22 protein-coding genes are annotated in these 23397 nt (G+C 38.4%); 12 read left to right on the forward strand and 10 right to left on the reverse strand.

What is annotated here, in order from left to right:
* Window positions 1-47: 47 nt before the first annotated feature.
* From ABE099_RS11615 to ABE099_RS11630, 4 genes are all read left to right on the forward strand, one after another.
* The gene (locus ABE099_RS11615; protein WP_430030699.1) at window positions 48-476 is read left to right on the forward strand and encodes a MarR family winged helix-turn-helix transcriptional regulator; all 429 of its coding nucleotides are present in this window, start codon (window positions 48-50) and stop codon (window positions 474-476) included.
* 30 nt (window positions 477-506) lie between these two features.
* On the forward strand, window positions 507-1136 hold the full coding sequence (locus ABE099_RS11620; RefSeq protein ID WP_430030702.1) for a nitroreductase family protein: 630 nt from the start codon (window positions 507-509) through the stop codon (window positions 1134-1136).
* 16 nt (window positions 1137-1152) lie between these two features.
* Window positions 1153-1449 carry a putative quinol monooxygenase gene (locus tag ABE099_RS11625; RefSeq protein WP_430030705.1) on the forward strand — a complete coding sequence of 99 codons (297 nt, stop codon included), beginning with the start codon at window positions 1153-1155 and terminating at the stop codon, window positions 1447-1449.
* Between the two features lie 221 nt (window positions 1450-1670).
* Window positions 1671-2366, forward strand: coding sequence for a hypothetical protein (locus ABE099_RS11630; RefSeq protein WP_430030708.1), 696 nt, complete (start codon window positions 1671-1673; stop codon window positions 2364-2366).
* Window positions 2367-2509: 143 nt separating this feature from the next.
* Here ABE099_RS11630 and ABE099_RS11635 read toward each other — a convergent pair whose 3' ends face one another.
* The 6 genes from ABE099_RS11635 to ABE099_RS11660 all read right to left on the reverse strand — a co-directional run bounded on the left by ABE099_RS11635 (window position 2510) and on the right by ABE099_RS11660 (window position 11933).
* Entirely contained in the window at window positions 2510-3979 is a 1470-nt protein-coding gene (locus tag ABE099_RS11635; RefSeq protein ID WP_430030711.1) for a 6-phospho-beta-glucosidase, read from the reverse strand.
* Window positions 3980-4195: 216 nt separating this feature from the next.
* Entirely contained in the window at window positions 4196-5260 is a 1065-nt protein-coding gene (locus ABE099_RS11640; RefSeq protein ID WP_430030713.1) for a saccharopine dehydrogenase NADP-binding domain-containing protein, read from the reverse strand.
* A gap of 171 nt (window positions 5261-5431) precedes the next feature.
* Window positions 5432-7468, reverse strand: coding sequence for a methyl-accepting chemotaxis protein (locus ABE099_RS11645; protein WP_430030716.1), 2037 nt, complete (start codon window positions 7466-7468; stop codon window positions 5432-5434).
* Window positions 7469-7663: 195 nt separating this feature from the next.
* Window positions 7664-9712 (reverse strand): methyl-accepting chemotaxis protein, encoded by a 2049-nt coding sequence (locus ABE099_RS11650; RefSeq protein WP_430030719.1) that lies wholly within the window; start codon window positions 9710-9712, stop codon window positions 7664-7666.
* A gap of 286 nt (window positions 9713-9998) precedes the next feature.
* Window positions 9999-10181, reverse strand: a complete 183-nt coding sequence (locus ABE099_RS11655; protein WP_430030722.1) for an aspartyl-phosphate phosphatase Spo0E family protein — start codon at window positions 10179-10181, stop codon at window positions 9999-10001.
* Between the two features lie 438 nt (window positions 10182-10619).
* Window positions 10620-11933: a transcriptional regulator gene (locus tag ABE099_RS11660; RefSeq protein WP_430030725.1), complete on the reverse strand. Its 1314-nt coding sequence runs from the start codon at window positions 11931-11933 to the stop codon at window positions 10620-10622.
* Window positions 11934-12149: 216 nt separating this feature from the next.
* Here ABE099_RS11660 and ABE099_RS11665 point away from each other — a divergent pair, with 216 nt between their 5' ends.
* Window positions 12150-12365, forward strand: coding sequence for a helix-turn-helix transcriptional regulator (locus ABE099_RS11665; protein WP_430030728.1), 216 nt, complete (start codon window positions 12150-12152; stop codon window positions 12363-12365).
* A gap of 124 nt (window positions 12366-12489) precedes the next feature.
* Here ABE099_RS11665 and ABE099_RS11670 read toward each other — a convergent pair whose 3' ends face one another.
* Complete coding sequence (locus ABE099_RS11670) at window positions 12490-13725, reverse strand: S-layer homology domain-containing protein (RefSeq protein ID WP_430030731.1); 1236 nt, start codon at window positions 13723-13725, stop codon at window positions 12490-12492.
* A gap of 338 nt (window positions 13726-14063) precedes the next feature.
* Between ABE099_RS11670 and ABE099_RS11675 the strand changes: the two genes are divergently transcribed.
* The 5 genes from ABE099_RS11675 to ABE099_RS11695 all read left to right on the forward strand — a co-directional run bounded on the left by ABE099_RS11675 (window position 14064) and on the right by ABE099_RS11695 (window position 18075).
* Window positions 14064-14732, forward strand: coding sequence for a PspA/IM30 family protein (locus ABE099_RS11675; protein ID WP_430030734.1), 669 nt, complete (start codon window positions 14064-14066; stop codon window positions 14730-14732).
* A gap of 128 nt (window positions 14733-14860) precedes the next feature.
* Window positions 14861-15262: a DUF350 domain-containing protein gene (locus tag ABE099_RS11680; RefSeq protein ID WP_430030737.1), complete on the forward strand. Its 402-nt coding sequence runs from the start codon at window positions 14861-14863 to the stop codon at window positions 15260-15262.
* A gap of 63 nt (window positions 15263-15325) precedes the next feature.
* On the forward strand, window positions 15326-15832 hold the full coding sequence (locus tag ABE099_RS11685; RefSeq protein WP_430030739.1) for a DUF4178 domain-containing protein: 507 nt from the start codon (window positions 15326-15328) through the stop codon (window positions 15830-15832).
* Between the two features lie 13 nt (window positions 15833-15845).
* Window positions 15846-16595 (forward strand): DUF4247 domain-containing protein, encoded by a 750-nt coding sequence (locus ABE099_RS11690; protein ID WP_430030742.1) that lies wholly within the window; start codon window positions 15846-15848, stop codon window positions 16593-16595.
* 241 nt (window positions 16596-16836) lie between these two features.
* On the forward strand, window positions 16837-18075 hold the full coding sequence (locus tag ABE099_RS11695; protein WP_430030746.1) for a Fic family protein: 1239 nt from the start codon (window positions 16837-16839) through the stop codon (window positions 18073-18075).
* A gap of 114 nt (window positions 18076-18189) precedes the next feature.
* On the opposite strand, the gene ABE099_RS11700 is transcribed toward ABE099_RS11695, so the two are convergent.
* Window positions 18190-18909: a YebC/PmpR family DNA-binding transcriptional regulator gene (locus ABE099_RS11700; RefSeq protein WP_430030749.1), complete on the reverse strand. Its 720-nt coding sequence runs from the start codon at window positions 18907-18909 to the stop codon at window positions 18190-18192.
* A gap of 169 nt (window positions 18910-19078) precedes the next feature.
* Here ABE099_RS11700 and ABE099_RS11705 point away from each other — a divergent pair, with 169 nt between their 5' ends.
* Window positions 19079-19768: a DUF421 domain-containing protein gene (locus ABE099_RS11705; protein WP_430030752.1), complete on the forward strand. Its 690-nt coding sequence runs from the start codon at window positions 19079-19081 to the stop codon at window positions 19766-19768.
* A gap of 254 nt (window positions 19769-20022) precedes the next feature.
* On the forward strand, window positions 20023-21681 hold the full coding sequence (locus ABE099_RS11710; protein WP_430030754.1) for a cellulase family glycosylhydrolase: 1659 nt from the start codon (window positions 20023-20025) through the stop codon (window positions 21679-21681).
* Between the two features lie 116 nt (window positions 21682-21797).
* On the opposite strand, the gene ABE099_RS11715 is transcribed toward ABE099_RS11710, so the two are convergent.
* Window positions 21798-22280, reverse strand: coding sequence for a GyrI-like domain-containing protein (locus tag ABE099_RS11715; protein WP_430030757.1), 483 nt, complete (start codon window positions 22278-22280; stop codon window positions 21798-21800).
* Complete coding sequence (locus tag ABE099_RS11720) at window positions 22277-22720, reverse strand: helix-turn-helix transcriptional regulator (RefSeq protein WP_430030760.1); 444 nt, start codon at window positions 22718-22720, stop codon at window positions 22277-22279. The genes ABE099_RS11715 and ABE099_RS11720 overlap by 4 nt, the downstream gene beginning before the upstream one ends.
* Between the last annotated feature and the right edge of the window lie 677 nt (window positions 22721-23397).

Consider the following 23397-nt stretch of genomic DNA (forward strand, 5'->3'; position numbering starts at 1 on the left):
TACGTCAATCAATTAATAACAATTAAATTTAATAAAGGGGGTATCTCTTGACCTACTCTAAACAAAATGCAACAGAAGCTTTTGACCAACTACAATTGCTAAACAAGCAATTAAGTCCAAAGTTTGAAAGATGCGCAGGCATCAGTCCATCTCGCTTACATTTATTAATGACTTTATTTGAAGCAAATGAACTGAGTCAGACTGAATTACAAAAGCAAGTGGGCATTGATAGTGCTGCGATTACTCGCCATTTGAAGCAGCTTGAGGCTTCTAATATGGTAACTAGACGTACCAATCCCGATGATAATCGGATTACATTAGTATTACTTACAGCACAAGGTCATCAGAAGATGGAAACCTACTGTTTGGAAAAACAGACCTTTATGAATCAACTATTTTCTGGCTTTAGCCCCGAAGATACACAAGCATTAACTGCTCTGTTAACCCGATTAATTCAAAATATTGAAAAATTATAATTGTATAATACAAAAGGAGAGAAACATAATATGAGTAAAAATAATGATTTTAACGCAATTGTAACTGGTCGCCATTCTGTACGGAGTTATGATCCAACTGTAAAAATTAGCAAAGAAGAAATGACTGAAATCTTAAACAAAGCAATGACAGCTCCATCCTCTACCAACATGCAGCCATGGCGTTTCCTAGTTATTGAGAGTGAAGAAGGTAAAGCGAAATTGGCGCCACTTGCTAAATTCAACCAAACCCAAGTAAATACATCCTCTGCGATGATTGCCCTGTTTGGCGACCTTAGAAACTACGATAACTTGGAAGAAATTTATGGTACCGCAGTAGAGCTTGGACTTATGCCACAAGAAGTGAAAGATAGACAAGTTGCAGCACTATCTAACCATTTTGCAAATATTGATCCACAGGTTAACAAAGATACAGTGTTAATTGATGGGGGGTTAGTTGCAATGCAGCTTATGCTAGTTGCTCGTGCTTATGGCTATGATACTTGCCCGATTGGCGGATACGAAAAGGATCAAATTGCGGAAGCATTTGGTCTAGATAAAGAACGTTATTTGCCAATTATGTTAATTTCTATCGGTAAAGCTGCAGATGCAGGATATCATTCCTACCGTCTACCTACTGAAAAAGTTGCGGAGTGGAAATAAGGAGGCGTCTCAAACCATGATCGTCGTTCATGCTAAAATGCAAATTCAAGCTACCGCTAAAACACAATTCTTAGAAGAAATGAAGACGCTACAAGCAGCATCCAGAGAAGAACAAGGGAACATTTCATACGAGCTACTTGAACATACGGAGCAACCTAATACGTATATTATGATCGAAGTGTGGAAGGATCAAGAAGCGATTGCGCATCACAATGCAAGCAGTCATTTTCAAGCCTTTGTAAGTCAGGCCCCACAATTTATGGCGGCTCCACTGCAAGTACAAGCATATGAAGCAACTAGCTTGCAAGCCTAATATAGAATTCATTCAAAATCAACCTTATGGTCATTTAGATCATAGGGTTGATTTTTTTGTAAGTTTGTATGTGTAGGCGTTCTTTGCTATGGAGACTCATGAGCAACTTTTAATCTGCCTGTTACGTTATAATAGATGAGAGTAAGATAGATTATAAAAAGTTATAATCTAATCAATTTAGTTTATATATGCTTAACAAAGCTTCACCAAGGGGGATCAGAATGAATATTAAAAAGAATATAAAAAAGAAAATGTTAGCCTTCACCACGATGGTATTGTGCCTCATACTAGTTAGTGCTTGTTCATCAATGGATGCGACCTCTAAAGAGGAAAAACCAAAGACCGATCAAAATCCACAAAATGTCCAAACGGTAAAAAATGAACAAGAACAATCGGAACCAACTAGTCCTGCGACAGCCGAACCTGCAACGCTGACGAAAGAGGAAAACCTTTTAACCATCTACAACAGTAAGCTAGAGGTTCAAGAAAAGGTTGCGGAATTAGTAAAAAACCTTGAGGGTGTCGATTTCTCCAAGCTAACAGCTGAACAAGACAACAATGGTATCGATATTATGGACTACTTAGTCAAGCATAGTGATAAAATTACTCCGGACAATTATAATGCGTTGTTCCTTGCAAGCAACAATCAATTTGATGGTGTTCTATCGGAAAGCTATGCCAGCATTGTGGGTCAAGTGTTTATGAAAGATAAAGAAGCGGTCATTATTACGCTCGCGAGTATCGAAAATGAAGCCATGCAAAAGCAAGTAATTTCTTCGATTGGCTACAATCTTAGCTACGTGGAATATACCAAAATAAAAAAAGAGCTAGATGAGTTTAAGGAAAGCACACCTTTAGGTGAAAAGGAAAAATCAATCGTGGATCAAATTTTGAAGAAGGTTGAAAATCCTTATTAAACGAAGACAAGTGAAAAGTATCATTCACGATTGATTACTAAAGCTCCTAAATGTCCATCGGTTTAGTCCCTAATCGACATCTAGGAGCTTCTGTTTACTTACTTATCACTTTTCCTACAATCAGCAATCTCTTTCTCTTTCACTTAATGACTTGAATGACTAGCTGTTGGCGTAAACTCACTGCCATTACTTTCAATGACCTTTTTATAGAAATGGAAGCTATCCTTTTTAATTCTCCGTAAAGATCCAGTACCATCATTCTGTCTATCTACATAAATATAGCCATAGCGTTTTTTCATTTCGCCAGTTCCAGCACTCACTAAATCGATTGGCCCCCAACTGGTATAGCCGAGAATTTCTACGCCATCCTCAAGTGCCTCTGCCATCTCAGCAAAGTGACCTCTCAAATAATCGATCCGATACTGATCGTGAATCTCTTCTCCTTCTAACGTATCCACAGCACCAAGTCCATTTTCCACAATAAATAATGGCTTGTTATAACGGTCATATAACTGATTACATGTAATCCGTAGACCCTTTGGATCAATCGGCCAACCCCATTCGGATGCTTTTAAATAAGGGTTTTCGACAGATGGGAACGCATTGCCTTCCGTCATTTGTGACAAAATTTCTGGGTCTGTGCTAATACAACGACTTGAATAATAACTAAAACCAATATAGTCAACTGTATTATCACGTAAAAGTTGCTCATCCTGAGCTTCCATCTTAATTTCAATCCCATGGTCACGGAAGAAACGTTTCGTATAACCAGGGTAGTACCCTTTGGATTGCACATCAATGAAGAAGAAGTTTTCTCTGTCTAGCTCCATCGCACGCCACACATCATCAGGGTTACTGCTATAAGGATATACAGCCCCCGCCGCCAACATACAGCCGATTTTCGCCTCTGGAATGATTTCGTGACAAGCCTTTACCGCTAACGCACTTGCAACTAATTCATGGTGAGCCGCTTGATACAATATTTTATTTTTATCTTCACCTTCCTCAAATACCATCCCTGCACCGATAAACGGAAGATGAAGCAGCATATTAATTTCATTAAAGGTCATCCAGTATTTTACTTTATTTTTATAACGTTTAAATAATGTGGTTGCATACTTCTCATATAGCTCAACCATCACTCGATTTTTCCAACCACCATATGCTTTCACTAAATGTACTGGAATGTCAAAATGGCAAATCGTCACGACAGGCTCAATGTTATATTTCAGTAATTCGTCAAAAACATCATCGTAAAATTGTAGACCTGCCTCATTTGGCGTAGCCTCATCCCCATTTGGAAAAATTCTTGACCAAGCAATAGACATACGGAAGCATTTAAAGCCCATCTCGGCAAATAAAGCAATATCCTCCTTGTAGCGGTGATAAAAATCAATCGCTTCATGTGAAGGGTAAAATTGCTCTGGACTTGGTTCAAAGGAGTTTAATGCTCCCATTGCAATTTTCATACGCTCTGGGCCCGTAGGAAGTAAATCCACTGTGGTCAACCCTTTTCCACCTTCAAGATAAGCCCCCTCAAGCTGGTTCGCTGCTGTAGCTCCTCCCCATAAGAAATCACTTGGGAAACTTGATTTTCGCTGTGCTGCTGTCATAACATCACCCTCCGATTTTATATTTGTTGAACTAAACTCTACCCATATACACTTGCCTGAACAAACCTAATTATTAGACTTACGCAAAAAAGGCAAAACCATACCTATCTCAATAGGTAAATGGTTTTGCCTGATTAAACAGTGACAACCCAACATTTGTATGCGTTTACTTCATGCTAGCATAACATTTTGACGTGTGCAAGTGTCTATGCAAGCTTAACTCACTTCGATCATATATTCCACCTTGGAGCCAATTGCAGTGAGTATTTCTTGGAGCTGGAATAGTTGTTCAATATGATAAACACCATGTGCCAACCCTCCACGATAGACTTTTTCAACAACCTTTGCAGCCACGATAGCGGTAATTTCCGCCTCTTTTAGTCCATACAAGTATTGCTGAACATGAACTGCATCATCCCCCCAAGAATCTACCTTTACCGCAAATTGTGGTTTTCCGCCCGCTAACAACCCCATCATTGCCATAAAAGTACCACGAATAGGACGATATTTTAACAACTTCAGTATACCTAACTTTTTAGATAAGCCTAATAAGGCATTAATAAACCTAGAATCTAGGCACATTCGTGTTGAAACTGTAGGAATGTTTAACGTCGTAGGTAGCACTTGCTGGTCACTAAAGTTAAAGCGGTACGCTGTACGCTTGCCAAGTTGCTTTCCAAAGTTGACAACCTTCCCTTCTGTAAAGCTTGAAACGGTTTTTGATTTGCTTTTTTCAATTACGGTAAAGGTTTCGTTCATTCCACCTATAGTCCATTCCATCGCCGCTTGACCATGTGCTTCACCTAATCCAAGCAAGATGGAAATGTCGGCTTGTTTGTTCTGTGAAATATATTTTTGCGCTTCTAACGCTAACAAATTGGTTACGCCTGGTGCGAGTCCAACGCTCAATAAGGCAGTGGAGCCCGACTTAGCAAAATCCTTGTCCAACTTCTCTACCTGTTCAAAAAAAGGATAACTTGCTGTAATATCAACATAATGCGTACCTGTCTGAGCGCATAGCTCAACAATATGTGTATCCTGCTGATCCATACACATCACAATCACCGCCGCCTGTTCCATTACGGTAGGGTCTATCGGTTTCGTAATATCAAGCTGTAAGGGTAAAACCTTCCCTTGTGTAGTATCACAAAACGCCTTTGCTTTATTTAAACTGCGTCCAGCAGCTATAACCTTCCCAGGGAACTTTTCGCCCAATCGATTACAAATCGTCTGGCCCACCTGTCCATAGCCACCAATGACAACAATATTGTCCTTGTTCATCATCCCTTGCCCCCTTGCTCAAGCATCTAAGTATTTATGTATAAATAATTATAGTTTTCTATTCTCACTGTTCCTATCCCACAAACATGGGATAAAAAAAACGTACCCTAATATTTTCATCAGGATACGCTAGGTAAATTCAAATGATTGACATCTTAATAAATTTAAGCTCTACATTTTAAATTTAATAATGACTTGTTGAAGATCCTCTGCCATTTTTGCCAGCATTGTAGATGATGCAGAGATTTCCTCCATTGTCGCTAATTGCTCCTCTGTGCTTGCCACGACATCTTGGATGCTCGATGAGGATTGCTCTGCAACCTCGTGCACATGATGCATCAGATTGTCCACGTTGTTAGCTCCTGCTGCCATTTGCTTCGAGGCTTCACTAACCTGGCTCACTTGGTCTGCCACTTGTCTAATTGCTTGTTGAATTTGACCGAACACTACTCCAGTCTCATCCACCTTGCTTACGCCTTCCTTCACCTCATGACTCACAAGGCTCATCGCTTCCACCGCTTCTTCCGCTTCTTGCTCGATTGCAGTCACAAGCTCAGTGATTTGCGCTGCCGATTGATTCGACTGTTCTGCTAAATGACGGATTTCAGTCGCAACGACAGCAAAACCTTTTCCATGCTCACCAGCTCTTGCCGCTTCAATAGAAGCATTTAAAGCAAGTAAATTCGTTTGTCTTGCTATGGAGGAAATAAAACCAATAATTTCAACGATTTCATTTGAGCGCGTCTTAAAGCCTTGAATCGCTACCGCTAGACTTTCAACTTTTTCGCCCACTGCATTCATTTGCTCCACGGCAGCTTGCGCAGTTTCATTTCCTTGCTGTGCTTGGTCATACGTCTGGTTGGAGATATCTGATACCGTATCTGCCTGAGTCGTTACGGATGCCAGCTGCTGGATCATCGTATTTAACTCTTGGTATGTATCTTGAACCGCATTGCTTTGTTGATCGGCGCCTTCGGATACCTTTTGAATCGCTAACGCAATGTATTCACTCGAAGTGGAGCTTTGATCTGCGCTAGAGGACAATTCTTCACTGGAGGCTGCGAGTTGCATCACATTTTGATTCACTTGCTCAATCACATGATGTAGTGACTCCGTCATTTTGTTAAAGGAGGTGCTTAATTCCCCTAATTCATCATTACCTTGATAGTCTACACGTTCGGTTAAATCGCCTTCACTAATGACGTTAGACGCATGTTGTAGCCTTCTCAAAGGTTTAAGTATAGAAATAATAATTCCAAATACAAGCGCGCCACCAATGACTAACGATGTTATCATCACATACACTAGAACTCTAAGAATGGAAGAGGCATGCTCGCCAACCTCACGCTCATACATCGTACCGACTATTTTCCAGCCTGTAGTTTCACTTGTTTGATAGACTAGATTTTTAACTTCCCCATCAGAAGCAGTAAATGAGAAAGAATCTGCTGGCTTTTTACTCATTCGCTCTACTTGCTCATCTACAGTGGCTGCTTCTCCCGCCTCAAGGTTGGGATGATATACGATATTACCAAGTGCATCTACAATATAAGCGTACCCATAATCTCCAATACTAACGGATTTCACCATCTCCGCTAATTGATCAATACGTACGGATGCAGCTGCAACTCCTCGTCCATCCTCCGTTACTTTCCCAACGGTAACAAGTACATTTCCACTTGTACTAGACTTATAGGGTGAGCTAATATAGACCTCGCCTTTTTTTGCCATCGTATCCTGATACCATGGACGTTTTCTTGGGTCGTAGTCTAATTTATTTTTTTGTGACTCAGGTGCATTCATATATAATCCTGTATCTGTCCCTACAAAGGCAAGTTCTACTTCAGGATGAATTTCCTTATAGTTATTAAGCTGTTGTCGTATGAAATCATCATGCCCAACATTTGTACCGTCTACTGGTGTCACATCGCCCGCTGTAAACATTTTGGACATAAATTCGATTTCGCCAGCCTTGCCTTTAAAGAAGTTGTTAATGACTTCATTGAGCATAGTCACACTATTTTGAGCGCCCTCTTGTAGTTCAGTACTAAGCTTTCCTTTCGATGTAGTATAGCCAATTACCCCTATGGTCAAAGTTGGAACTACCAAAATGAATATAAAAGATAACATTAGCTTGTTTTTAATAGTAAGGAATTTGAGTCTTGTTTTGGGGACTTTTAGTTCCTTCTTCTTATTTACTTTTTTCATTATTTGACCTCCAAATAGTTTATCTCACCTCTATATCGTCATTCTTATTGTTATATTTAAATCATTTCTAAAAATATAGTCAACTTCACCAAAAGGCAAAAACAAACTATACTAGATACACAAAAAAAAGAAGCTTACCCAAAATTGAGTAATTAGACTCTTGTTTTCGTCACGCAATTACAGTAAAATATTACTTTAAATTCTAAATTTAATTATAACTTCTTGCAGATCCTCTGCCATTTTTGCCAGCATTGTAGATGATGCAGAGATTTCCTCCATTGTTGCTAACTGCTCCTCAGTACTTGCCACAACATCTTGGATGCTGGACGAGGATTGCTCTGCAACTTCATGTACATGGTGCATGAGGGTGTCCACTTTATTTGCCCCTACTGACATTTGCTTAGAAGCTTCACTTACCTGACTAACTTGGTCTGCAACCTGTCTAATCGCTTGTTGAATTTGACCGAACACTACTCCAGTCTCATCCACCTTGCCTACGCCTTCCTTCACCTCATGACTCACAAGGCTCATCGCCTCCACTGCTTCTTCCGCTTCTTGTTCAATTGCGGTTACAAGCTCGGTGATTTGCGCTGCGGATTCATTGGACTGCTCTGCTAAACGCCTTATTTCTGTAGCCACCACTGCAAAACCTTTCCCATGCTCCCCTGCCCGTGCAGCTTCAATAGAAGCATTTAAAGCAAGTAAATTCGTTTGTCTCGCAATAGCTGTAATAAAGCCAATAATTTCAACGATCTCACTTGAGCGTGTTTTAAAGCCTTGAATCGCTTCAGCCAGACCTTCTACCTTTTCACCCACTGCATTCATTTGCTCTACAGCAGCTTGTGCAGTTTCATTTCCTTGCTGTGCTTGGTCATACGTTTCTTTCGAGATGTCAGATACGGTATCTGCCTGAGCCGTTACGGATGCCAGTTGCTGGATCATCGTATTTAACTCTTGATATGTATCTTGAACCGCGTTACTTTGCTGATCGGCACCTTCGGACACCTTTTGAATTGCTAATGCAATATATTCACTTGAAGTGGAACTTTGCTCTGCACTTGAAGATAATTCTTCGCTGGAGGCTGCCAGTTGCATTACATTTTGATTTACTTGATCAATCACATGATGAAGCGATTCCGTCATTTTGTTAAAGGAAGTACTTAAATCACCTAGCTCATCCTTGCCATCATAGTCTACACGTTCGGTTAAATCCCCTTCACTAATCACGTTAGAGGCATGTTGTAGCTTTCTTAAAGGTTTTAAGATTGAAATAATAATCCCAACGACAAGTGCGCCGCCTAATACTAAAGAAGTAATAAGGACAATGAGTAGCACTTTAAGAACGGAAGAGGCGTGCTCCGCAACCTCACTTTCATACATCGTACCTGCGATTTTCCAGCCTGTCGTTTTATTGGTTTGAAACGTTAATTTTTTTGCTTCACCGTTAGAGGTTGTATAGGAAAATGCATCACTTAGGGACTGATTTAAACGTTCCGCCTGATCATCTACTGTAGCAGGAGAACCCGCCTCTTGGGTTGGATGGTAAACCACATTCCCCGTACCATCTAAAATGTACGCATACCCGTGATCACCTATACGAACAGATTTGACTAGCTGCGCAACGAGATCAATATTAACGTCAACAGCAACAACACCTGCGCCATCATTTGCCGTCTTAGAAACCGTCACTACAAGCTGTCCACTTGAGCTAGATTTATAAGGGGAGCTTATAACGACCTTTCCTTTATTCTCCATCGCAAGCTTATACCAAGGACGTTGTCTTGAATCATAATCTAATTTATTTACGCGAGACTCAGGTGCATTCATATACAATCCGCTTTCTGTCCCGACATACGCTAATTCCACTTCTGGATGAATTTCTTTATAATCGTTAATTTGCTGACGTATATACTCTTCTTGTCCAGCATTCGTATCATTCACAGCGCTAATATTAGCTAAAGGAAGCATACGAGACATCCATTCTACATCTGCCATTCTGCTAGTAAGGAAACTATCTATTGAATTATTAAGCATATTTACACTGTTTTGCGAACTACCGATTAGATCTTTATCAATTTGCTTGCTAGAAGAGTTATAACCTGCAAAGCCAACTGTTAACGCTGGGATAATTAAAATAAGTACAAAAGATAAAACTAGCTTGTTTTTAATAGATAAAAACTTTGCCCCCTTTCCTTGTTTCACTTTTTTTATTTTTATCTCTCTCTTTTTCTTTTCTTTTTCCACTGAATGACCCCCAGTTAGATTTTTTTCCTTTCTTTCTCTATTATCCCCATTAATGTTTGTATTTTCAAATGATTTCTGAAATATCATTTCAATTTCATTTCATGGTACAATTAAACTTCAAGGTTTAATGGATAGTTAATATAGATCACATAAATCTACTTAGCTGACAAACAAGGATTTAGTATAATCTTTCCCTGGTTTGAAATCGTTTTCATTTTTATTGTCATCTGTTAAACTAAAAGAGCGAGTAACCCGGCAAATGTTTCTCGCTCCTAGTCGATTGCTTTTATGCAGTCGGCTTTTTTTTATGCAATTCACGAAGTCGGTTATACTGATTAATAAGTTCGTCGAGAAGTACAGATTGGCTAATAACTTGAGGATGACCAAATTGACCATTATATTTTTCTGTAAGTATATGAAGTTGGTTTCTTGCCTTTTCAATTCGGGCCTGTACCATCTTAATTTCCATATAATTATCTCCCTATGTAATATTTTAGGGAATTATGTCAATTTGTTGTATTCGCTACTTGTGACATAAATTAATTTAAATTATTTAGGCTGAACATAGTAATCCGTGCTTGACAATTTTATGCAAAGAAGAGGCTACAGTGCAGGGAGTGGCTTCAACCGCTGTTAAGATCCCATTTCTTTTATAACATGTATGAGATTAGATAGAAATGTGACCTTAAAGGCGGCCGCTGTCGCTTTTCCGCCATCTCCCTGCCCCTTCGCTAAATTAGCTTATTGTCAAGCACTGATTTCAAGAATGAGCCAATATTTAGGTTGAAGTTATTTTCTGTCTCACTCGAAAAATCAATAAATTCTAAATAATAAAAAAGGAATCCGTTAAAGAATTCCCTTACTAAAATACTGACAAGCAATTATGCAAGGCTCAGTATTTTGCAGATTATACTAAATTCTTGGGTAATAATATTGAAACTAAAAATGTAAAGCATTCTATAATGTTAGTTTTATTATTCATACTAATAGATAACTCCAAACTTGCAGAAAGATACTGTATAACTTTTTCTAATTTTTGATTACGGTTAAAATAGTAGATTGCAAGATCGATAAAAAAGCGTGCATACGCATCCTTTATTATTTCTTTTTTATACACTCCAGCAATTATCTCTTCAGCTTTAAGAGGGATATATACCCAAAACTTTTCTAAAATATCATCTATATTTATCTTAAACTTGTTAGCTGCTTGGATAATAAAACACAATGCAATAAATATCTCCTCTTCATGCTCTGCAACATAGGAAATATACTCATCAATAACTTCTATCTCGCCATCCATTAGCCGATACAGAAGAGAATTAATTTTCGCCCACTCGGAAAACTGACGAGTAATTTGCTTAGCAGTTTCATCCTTCTCGCAAACCCACTTTTCACCATTTCCATAAAGAGAAACAAATTTCAACGCTCTTCTATAGTCACTAAGGTGCTCACTAACAGTAGCCCTAGCTAAATATGAATATAATATATAGTAGTAGATTGGTTGTTCTGACTGAGTCCATTTATCGCCAAAATCAGGTGGTTTTTTTTCAAAATGATATAAGGATGATGCCAGTTGTTGCAATTGTTCAGCTAATACATCCACCTTGGACCATTTGTGGACCATACCAAAAATATGCATAACTTTCTTTAATGCATCTAATTGTTTCATTTCAGGCAAACGGTTAATATAAGGCTCGAATTTCGTGGCAGCTAATAGATTTCTTTCTAAATCCTCCCCTAGATCAATCATAAATAATCTATAATGGCAAAACGCCAAGCGCTCTGAGTGCTGAAATCGTTCAGATTCAGCAACTTGTTTAAAAATTACTGTTGCTGCTTCTAATTTACCTTCCTCAAAAAGCTGCTCAGCCATATCAAATAATGCAGCATTGTATTGGCGGTCATCCAATAATCTGCCTAACACTTCATCTATACAGTCCAATCGTTCTAACTCTGCGCAACGAAAAATGAAAGGTCGAATTCTCCTTAAATTCACAAAAGAAGCAAAACACTCTTCTATATATTCTTCAAATAAAGCATCCTCAGGCAATTCCATGCCATATGTAATCTGTTGTAGTTGTTGTAGTGAGATTGGCTTTGTGCCCTTTAATATGCGGCTTAACGTTCCTGTATTAATATCAGATAACTGTGAAAACTTGGATATAGATAGTTGCTGCTCCTGTATATATCGATCTAATATTTCACGTATCGTTCGCTGCAACCTAACACCTCCAGCCCAAAATACAAAAATACCATTAATTAGGATTATACCTAAATTAAAGTATACCTACAATTGAACATCGGTCAACAACATATTTAGAGATTTATTAAGACTATTATATACGAATTATCCTGCGTGTAAAATAAAACGCTAATGATATAGCGTGTTTTTGATTTCATGACTTCATTATCATGATAGCGAGAGGAGCATGAAACATTGAAAATTAAAGAAGCAAGAGAAGCCGCAGGCTACACACAAGAAAAATTGGTTTATGAAATAAATAACACCATGAATTGCACACTGCGACACTATCAAAATATAGAATATGGGATTGTTATTCCCAATGTAACGTTAGCACTGCTAATCGCTCATTTACTTAATGTAGATCCTAGAGACATTAATGAATGGAAGTTTAAAGCCAGCAACCAATAAAATTCAAGCTTTCCTAACACTAAAAAACCATCGATATTAGCTTAAGGCTTCCTCGTATCCCAAGCTAATTCCGATGGTTTTCGTTTTTCGTGTATGAATAACAGTAAAATTCCTTGAACTCAACTTATTTTGTAGCCGCTACAGAAAAAATAACCGATTTCTCAGTGCTATTGACCAGCACATTGATCGTATCTGTACCCAAGGTAATCTTTTTGGAGGCTAGTGGTCTACCTGCTTCTACCTCTACACATACGCTATTAAACCAACGATGAAATGCAATTGCATTGTAGCCAAAAATCTGATTACCAAAGGCTTCAATCGCTTCTTTATTTCTCGCAAGCGTGCCTTCCCGCAAGTAGACGGTAAAACCATACGTATTATAAGCAGGGTCAACCCACAGCGATACCTCTGGTTCAACTTTACCATTAGCTACTGCTGTTTTTTCTGTACTATCCTTGTATAATCGCACTGTTGTTTCTACGTTATCGAAATTCGTTCCTCGGGTTTGACCTGCTTGTAATAACATGTCATAGGCATCCCACATGCGTTGATCTGGAAATTCAACAATCTTTTGCCCACCACCACTTGCAGGCACATATCTTTGTAAGCTTTGTGCTGAAGGCTTTACTGGGATACGTTGTGACTTATCTGTCAGACGATTCAAGATCACTAACGCCTCTGCGCGTGTCACGTAGTTTCCAACCCCAAACTTTGCATCAGGGTAACCTTCCATGATCCCTTTTACTAAAGCTTCAGCGATAAAGCGTTGCTCCCGATCCGATGCACTTGTAATGTCACCATACGCTTGGGCTAAAGAGGTGCTAAAAGCAGTATCCTCTAGAAATTCGGTTTCTTGTAGCACGTAATACACCACTTCTGCTACGTTTTCCCGGGTCATATCACTTTGAAAATCTGCATATCTATTTTTATTGAGAAAATGAAGATCACTCGCAATATCGATATATGGCTTAGCCCAATATCCTGTCGTTGCAGGCTTAAAATCATAATGACGATAATCCTGCTTTAAAATCGTTTGATTATCTTCGCTTAAGGAGGCTAAAAAGGATTTTTGCCAAGTGCGCCCTGTGTTGGGATGCTGATCACTGTATGACAAAATGAGCATTTTAATAAACTGATCCACCTTAATAGGATCTTTAGGGCGAAAACTCCGATCTGGAAAACCATCTAATATGCCTTGCCCCACCATCGTATTTATGGTTGCTTCTGCCCAATGATTTTTAATATCTGTAAATATACTGGTTCCCGCTGCACTTACCTCCCGGTCAGTACTAAGCAAGGATGCCCCCAATATTAAAATAGTCATGACAAAAAGACATAAAACCTTTGTAACACGCTTCATCTATATCCTCCTCACATTAAATTAACCAACATCTGTATGCATCTCATTGCCCCTATCACTATTTGGGACTAATCCTCTATGTATTGTTGATTTGCCACACAAACATTAGATAACCATAAATGATGGAGGATGTGAATAGGTCAAATGAACGTAGGTAAACGGACTATTGAAACAAGCGATATTCGCTGCATTTTACAACCGTCATAAGCACTGATTATAATTAAGTTAACTAAGTCAAATCTCCTATTCTAAAAAATAAAAATTTTTGAAACTCTTATATCAGATGTGCGTATTTAATCTTCAAGAAGCTAAATAACATTATGTGGAGGAATGAACCTATGTCTATTTTCAAAAGATTACGCGATTTAACGATGTCAAATATAAATGCAATGATTGATAAAGCTGAGGACCCGATTAAAATGACTGATCAATATATTCGGGACATGACCGAGGATTTAGAGGATGCGGAAAAAGCAGTTGCAGCACAAATTGCGATTGAGAAAAAATTCAAAGCATTATACGAGGAGCAAGAAGCACTTGTAGCACGTCGTAACGATCAAGCACATACGGCTGCACAAGCAGGTAATGTTGACCTTGCACGCCGTGCTTTGGAAGAAAAGAAATCGGCAGAAGCTAAACTTAATGAATACAAAACAAGCTATGAGCAAAACAAAGCAGCTGCAGATCAATTACGTGGTAAGCTGGAAGAGATGCGTAAGCAATTAACAGAAATGAAAAATAAGCGTGAAACGTTAGTGGCTCGCTACAATGCGGCAAAAGCACAAACTGAGATCAATAAGGCGATGAGTGGCTTTAATTCTGACTCCGCTTCGGCAGGCTTAAAGCGTATGGAGGAAAAGATGCTTCAAGCAGAGGCTCAGGCTGAAGCAAGCAATGAAATGAACGCTAAGGATAAGTCACTTGATGATGAATTTGAGGCATTAGGCAAGGATAAACAAGTTGAGGATGAATTAGCAGCATTGATGAAGCAATACGAGAAGCAATAATTATTAAAATTTTGCGGAATTCAATAATCATCTTTATGAATAGAATTACTTAGAATAACAAGGAGAGGTGGCAGATGAAGCCCCCTCCTTCTTATTTGTCATTATTTTGGTGAAGAGGAGCTTAAAAAATGAGCTTAGATAATTTGATTGCGATGTTAATCTGGACAGCAACGGGTTCGGTGCTTTTATTTATTTTAATGTATGTGGATTCACTATTTACGAAATATAAGGATTTGGAAGAAATTAAGGCAGGCAATATGTCTGTAACAACCAGACTTGTATTAAAGCTATTAGCTCAAGGCTGGATTTTAGCTTCATCCATTAGTTCTTCTGCATTTTTATTGCAAGCCATCGTTGTTTCCGTTGTTTCGTTCTTTATTTTACTTATCATCGAATCGATTACTCGCTATTTACTTCATAAGGCTGCAAAAATTGATTTAGATGCAGGCACTAAGGAAGGTAAGGTTGGATACGGCTTATTTGCAGGTACCTTACACATTGTTGGAGCGTTGATTATTACTGCGATATAATAAAATTTAATACAGCTATTACAAGTGGCTCACACATTTATCAGTTGAAAGGAAGTTCATTCTATGAGCTTATGGAAACGAATTAATAATCTATTTTCCAAGCCTGCCCCACCTCCAGTACAAAAAAGTATCCTGTCCTTATCACCAGGAGATATTTGTGAGGTTGCTTTAGTAACCTATGAGGTGACAGGTCGGGTCCAGAACAGAAGTAGAAATGCTGTCATGCTAACATTGCAGGATGGTGCAAGAATTGCTTATTTATATATTGAGGAAAGAGAAACATTACAATATGCACTATATGAGCCCATTGACGGTAGACTTGACACACCAAACGAAGTACCTACTACAATCGAGCTTGATGATCGCGCCTTTTTCCTTGAAGAAGAGTATGACGGCAATGTGTCTATAGTTGGAAAAACTCCGTTTACCCAAAGCGGGGAGCAGCATATATGGCAATACCAATCCGATGATTATCGTTTATTACGAATTGAGTGGCAGCATGGTCGATTTATGTTATATGAAGGAGAGAAAGTTATCGCCGGTGATGTAAAGATCATTCGCGCCAGCTAGGAGAGGGTTCAAAATGAAGAAAATGTCTTCACTGTCGCTGAAATTAATGCTCGTATTGGGGCTGTTAGTTTCATTGCTTAGTGGCTGTGGCGCTCCAAATGTAAAAGAAACATACCCACTAGAATCTGTTAATCGTGATGGCAACTCGACGTCATACGTATATCGTGCCGTAAATACTAGTGTACCTGAGGTGGCTTCATCCCTTGTCAGTGAGAAGAAACCTAATCAGGCTTCTCCTGAAAGCACAGAACGAATGTTTCTTGTTTATGGAGATAAGTATTACCATCTTCAACAAGACCCTAAAAATACAAGTGACACGTTAATTGAAATTAGCTCTAAAGAATATGTACAAAAAAATTATAGCTCAAGCTTCTTACAAGGCTATTTAGCTTCCTCCTTACTCCGTGATTTATTTGATTCATTAGGCGGAGGAGGTAATTATCGAGGATACACAAGTAAGGATATTTATAAGCCTTCCCAAGGGAATTATCATAAGCCTACAGATGCCGATAAAAAAATAAGCCCACCCCTTACCGTGGAACGCAAGGGTAGCATATTCCGCCGAGGAAAAGATAGCGATTCTAGCAGCGTTGGTTCTAATGGAAGCTGGTTTAATCGTGATTCTGGCAGTTCTAAGGATACGAAGGGGAAAATAGAACGAAAGAAGGGCGGCAGCTCTTCCTCTGGATGGTTTGATTCCCCTAAAATAAAGAAACCTAAAACCCGTAAAGGAACAGGGAGTATTTTCAAACGGAGAAGATAAGTAGACGATTAGTGGAATTTGAGTTAAAGGCAAGTCATGATAGTCAAAAAGGAAGAACAAGCAAAGTGGAGACTCTTAGATTAGAGAATCCACTTTTTTTATATTAACTAAAGAATTGAATAGATTTTATTAGTAAATTTAAAATTTATATTTTTTTTGAATATACGCTTTAAAAATGTGTATAATAAAAATATATTTTAAAAAACCATCATTTTTTTAAAAATAGAAATGGAGGTGTCCTATGGAATATCAGAAATTATCAAAGCTTTATTATAAGTTAGATTATGATGCATACTTAAACGAGATAGATAAACGGAAACATGGCTACAGTAGCTACTTAACGTCACTTAAAATTAGAGGGTTCAAAAAAGGACAGCTTACCAAAGATTATTTTGAATTATTTTATGTGAATATATTTGAATTAACGAATGTCAGTAATGAGGTTTTAATAAATAGTTCCAAAATTTCATTACTAATTAGTAAATTACCTCAATTTGCAGTGCAGTATTATTTTAATAAACTTATTATCAACGAAGCTCAAAGTACTAACGAAATTGAAGGTATACGTAGTACCAAAAAAGAATTACAAGAGGCGCTTATGGATGTAAGCAATCCTCAATCCAAAAATAATAAAAGATTTAAAGGCTTAATGAAAACTTACCGTTATATAGATCAAATTAATAGCTTTGAAAATGTAGAGGATTTCAGAAAATTGTATGATGCGCTGGTATCGGATGAAATTAATGAAGAAGGTACTCCAGATGGAAAATTATTTAGAGCTAATTATGTTGAAATAAATGATGGTCTTAAAACAACCCATATCGGATTGAGTAATGAACAAAAAATTATTGAAGGGCTAGGCGCTCTTATAAACTATTTAAACAATAGTGCTCACCCCCCTTTATATCGTTATCTAGTAGCTCACTACTACTATGAGTATATTCATCCCTTCTATGACGGCAATGGAAGAACCGGCCGCTTGATTGTTGGAAGCTATATATCACGTTACTTAGAGAAATATACTGCAATCACATTTTCATACGCAATTAACAAAGATAAACTTAAATATTACAAAGCATTAGAAGAAATCCCCTTTCCATTAAATCATGGAGATATGACCTTCTATTTAGTGGATATGCTTCAATTACTTGCAACAGGACAAAAGCTAATCATTGAGGATCTTGAAATAAGCTTAGATAAATTTGAGCGTATCAGTCAATTTTTTGACGAGGACAGATGGACTAAATTAAGTGATGAGCAACAAGTATTATTTACGATGGTTACGATTGTAGTGTTTATTAGTACCGATACCCTCTTTACGCTTCAAAGTTTAATGGAAATGTCCCAAAAATCTAGACATATTATGAATAAAGTAATGACTTATTTATTGGAGGAAGGTTACGTAAAAGAAGTAAGTAAAAAACCAAAATCGTACCAAATTTGCGAGGAGTTTGTTGATAAGATATTATCTAAAAATTAGGTAAGTAAAACCTACTAGCTGGTATTGTTTAGGATGAATTATAGATAGTTTAATATACAAAAAGACTGTCTCTTCATGATTTAATATCTGAGACAGTCTTCTTTTTAGTCGTTTTTAATCCTCTAGCTCTACATTATGATAAACCTGCTGTACATCCTCTAAGTCCTCAAGCAAATCAATCATTTTCTCGAATTGTGCCTGAGCATCATCAGCTAATTCAATATAGTTTTGTGGTAGCATTGTAATTTCAGCAACGGTAAATTCAGTCACACCTGCATTAATAAATGCTTGTTGCACTACATGGAATTGATCTGGATCAGCATAAACAATGACCGCTTCATCTTCCTCGATGATGTCTCGTACATCTAGGTCTGCTTCCATCAACAATTCCAACACTTCATCTGCTGTTTTGCCAACCAAACCAATCACCGCAGTCTGATCAAACATATAACTAACAGAACCACTAACGCCTAGGTTTCCACCATTTTTAGTAAAGGTAGAACGCACTTCAGAGGCAGTCCGATTTACGTTATTGGTCAACGCATCCACAATAACCATGGAGCCATTTGGTCCAAAGCCTTCATATCTCAGCTCATCATAGTTTTCCTCTGAGCCACCTTTTGCTTTTTCGATCGCACGATCAATAATCGCTTTAGGTACGTTATAGGTTTTAGCACGCTCTAGAACAAATTTTAATGCTTGGTTTGACTCTGGATCTGGCTCGCCTTGCTTGGCAACAACATAAATTTCGCGTCCAAACTTAGCATATATACGACTTGTATTAGCATCCTTGGATGCCTTTTTTTCTTTAATATTATTCCATTTACGGCCCATACGTATTTTCGCTCTCTTTCAACATTGGATAAATACAGTCTATATTATTATAGCCCTTGCAGTGATGTTGTTCAAATGATATATTTCTCTTTTATTTAATGGATAAATTTTGTAAAGGAGGTAAATCCTAAATCAAGCCCTACATTTATTCAAAGAGGTGAGGTCTAGGATGGAATTGATTAAAGATCTTGGCATTGTTTTTATTAGAATTGTTACCATTTTTCCACTCATGTTATGGGTGACCTTATTTATTATGGGTCGTAGATCAATTGGAGAAATGCCAGTATTTGATTTTCTTGTTGTGCTGACACTGGGTTCTGTCGTTGGAGCTGATATCGCTGAGCCTAAAATTGAACATATACCTACTGCCTTTGCGATACTTGTAATTGGACTTGTTCAAAAATTAATTTCTTATTGGGTGATTCGTTATCAACGTTTTGGTAAGCTAGTGACCTTTGAGCCAATCATCATTATATATGAGGGGAAGCTGGTTCATAAAAATTTAAAAAAATCTAGATATTCAGTCGATAATATTTTTCAATTGTTACGTGAAAATCAAATTTTTGATCCAAGCACAGTGAAGCTAGCCATTATTGAAGGAAGTGGTAATTTAAGCTATCTGGAGGAGACAAAGGCCAGCACAACAAGTATATCCTATCCTGTTATCCGCGAAGGTCAGATTGAGGATCATATTTTATCCACCTTTGGCTTAGATGAAGTCTGGTTATTGGATCAATTAGAACAACAGCAACTCGATTTGAAAAATATTTTTGTGGCAACGATTGATGACAAGCATCAATTACATTGCACGAGATATATTGAACCTGAGCATCAGAAATTGCCGCCTATTGTGCATTAAGGGATACAGCTTTACCCGACCCGATGAGCAATTAAACAATCATTACCCCTACCAACAATTCCAACTATGAGTATGTATAGATATTTCTTCCATTTATTTTATGCATATGCTAGAATTGTGAGAAAGCTAGTAAAATATCATGGAGAGAAGGTCAGTGAATAGACATTACGATGCAATCTACAAACATATGAAAACGCTCACATCTTCTCAAATGGTTTTCTAAGCTTATTTTATTGGGATAGGGAGGTTTTTGAATGTTTTCATCGTTTCAAAGGATTGGCAAGCTACTCTTATCATTTGCATTACTAGCAAGTATTAGTGTATACGCTGGTAGCACAACAAGAGCCGCAGAGGAAAATCTTTATTTCCACACTGATGGTAACAAAATTGTGGATGCTTCTGGTAAAGAAGCCGTGTTTAATGGACTCAACTGGTTTGGCTTTGAAACCCCCAATTACTCTCCTCATGGTTTATGGACCCGCTCAATGGATGACGTATTAGATCAAATCAAAGAAGAAGGCTATAACTTAATTCGCTTACCTTTCTGTAATCAAATGTTTGACGAGGACTCCGAGCCTAATAGCATCCGGTATGATATCAATGCTGATTTAGTTGGACTAAAGCCGATTGAAATTATGGATAAACTAATTAAAAAGGCTGGAGATCGTGGTATTCGCATTTTCCTTGACCGTCATCGCCCTGACTCCGGTGGACAATCAACGCTATGGTACACAAGCGCTTACCCTGAAAGTCGTTGGATTAGCGATTGGGTAATGTTAGCTGATCGTTACAAAAATGACCCGACTGTCATTGGTGCTGATTTGCATAACGAACCCCATGGTGCGGCAAGCTGGGGTACGGGTGATTTAGCAACTGACTGGCGATTAGCTGCTCAGCGTGCAGGGAATGCAATTTTAGCAGTCAATCCAAATTGGCTCATTATCGTTGAAGGCATTGAAAAAAATGTACAAGGTAATGATAGCAAATACTGGTGGGGCGGTAACCTAACTGGGGTTCGTGATTATCCGGTACAACTTAGTGTACCAAATCGTGTTGTTTATTCACCGCATGACTACGGCCCAGGCGTAGCTTCGCAGTCTTGGTTTGATGACCCTACATTCCCTAACAATATGGCAGCGATTTGGGATGCCACTTGGGGTTATATTAGCAAGGAGGGGATCGCGCCTTTAATCGTTGGTGAGTTTGGAGGACGTAGTGTAGATACCGTGACAGTAGAAGGTCGCTGGCAAAATGCACTTGTTGATTATATTGGCGAAAACGGACTGTACTGGACGTATTGGACTGTGAATCCGAACAGTGGTGACACAGGTGGTTTATTGCTAGATGATTGGGCAACATGGAATCGTCCGAAGCAGGATATGCTTGATCGCATTATGAAGCCAGTTACATTTACACCAACCAATCCGGATAATGGCGGTGGAACACAACCTGAAGTGATTGAAGTAACTCCTTTATATCTAGTTGGGGATAAGGCAGCTTCGACTGGCTCAATCCGCGCTAATTTACAGCTAAAAAATAACTCTAACGTACCTGTTAAGCTAAGCGATGTTACGGTGCGCTACTGGTATACAGAGGATGGTAATTCAGATCAGAACATTGTGATTGACCACGCCACCATGGGTAAAACCAATGTAGTGACAAATGTAGTCCCTGTGATACCAGCTAAACCTAAAGCAGATAAATATGTGGAGTTTTCATTTCTTGGTGATGCAGGCAAGCTAGCCGTCAATGGTAATAGCGGTGAAATTCAATTTCGAGTGCATAACACCAATTGGACTAATTTAAATCAAGAAAATGATTATTCCTTTGACCCTACTTCAACTAGCTATGCTGCAAACGAAAAAATCACTGTATATTATAAAGGGAATCTGATCTTTGGCATTGAGCCTTAAATAATTTTAATAAGGAAGAAACCTCCCCTGCAAAATGCAAAGTAAGGGATAGTCCCTTTTGTGAGCAACGTAGGGGTAAGGTTTCTTTTTTCTTGAACAAAAATACTAATGCATTTCTAACTAATAGTGACATCCCCTTTAATCGGTACAATATAATCTATCGTTACTTTTTCACCACGACTGGAGGGTTCACAATATCGCTCATTCGTATATACCTCACACCAGTAAAAATTTTCGTGGTCAATTTGCTTGCCTGTCTTCTCTACTGCTTCCGTAATTAACAAATAAGCGGATTCCACAATATCAGGGACTTGATTTCCTTCGATTTGAATATGTGCTGTTAATCCACTTGGGATATGCTTTGAATAAAGTCCTTCTGGAATTTCTGTACCAACCTGAACAAAATCGCCAATCACAAGTTCAAAGTGGTTCATATCTTTAAAATCATACATCATCCCGATCCCTACATTTGCATCGATATCATCGCAACGTTTCACATCTGACACTACACTAAGCTTTTCAGGAGTATCCCCCTCAAAAAATGCTTGCCACACCTTGCCTGCCTCAAAAAAAGAGGTTTCGGTGTGCATCCCGATCATAAGGCGCTCTTCCGCTTCTTTGTAAATATTTTTTTCATTTCCGCCATAATCCGCTTTCCTCCTATAAATCGCATCTCTAAGTAATTAATCGGAAGAAAAATATTTAAGTTCGCAGTTTCGAGCTTGGCTTCTGATGGGGTAATCCCGTGATGCTCCTTAAAGGCACGTGAAAACGCTGAATGCGATTGGAATCCATATTTTATAGCTACAGCTAGCACAGAGATATCACTATTTTTTAGATTTAAGCCCGCCATTGTAAGCTTACGCTTACGCACATAGTCCGCTATACTAACGCCAGATATAAAAATAAAAATTCGTTGGAACAATGCTGCGGGGCTCATCGCAATTTTTGATATTTCGTTATAGTCAATTTCACCGCCATCGACAATCGTCTTTTCAAGATATTGGATTACATCATCAAAGGTTTTACTGCTATTCATCTATTCACCCTCCGTTATGGCTAGATTAATGGAAATTGGAGCGCGTTGCTTTACACCAAGCGTACAGCTTTTGCACAAGAAATTATAACAATATGTAAATCGTGCTCTATTTAGAAATTAGTCCATGACAACGATCATAGGAACTCTCTGCCCCGTAGCTTCCACCTTCATCGTGTCAATCACTGATTCCTCTATGCCTTAATTAAGCCTCATCATTTCATTAGTGATTGACACACACACCAAATAGCGAAAGGGCAGAGGGATTCCAGAGATCGTCTCTTAAAACCAGATTTTAACAATTAACATATCATTCCGAACAATCTGGTTTTAACAACGATCGTAGGAACTCTCTGCCCCGTAGCTTCCACCTTCATCGTGTCAATCACTAATTCCTCTGAGCATTAACTTTAATGAAGCCTCATCATTTCATTAGTGATTGACACACACACCAACTAGCGAAAGGGCAGAGGGATTCCGGAGATCGTCTCTTAAAATCAGATTTCACCATTAAAATACCATTCCGAACAATCTGGTTTTAACAACGATCGTAGGAACTCTCTGCCCCGTAGCTTCCACCTTCATCGTGTCAATCACTGATTCCTCTATGCCTTAATTAAGCCTCATCATTTCATTAGTGATTGACACAAACCCCAACTAGCGAAGAGGCAGAGGGATTC

Origin of the sequence: Paenibacillus turicensis, from assembly GCF_050461185.1 — a bacterium.
In the GTDB taxonomy this organism is placed as follows: Bacteria; Bacillota; Bacilli; order Paenibacillales; family Paenibacillaceae; genus Fontibacillus; species Fontibacillus turicensis_A.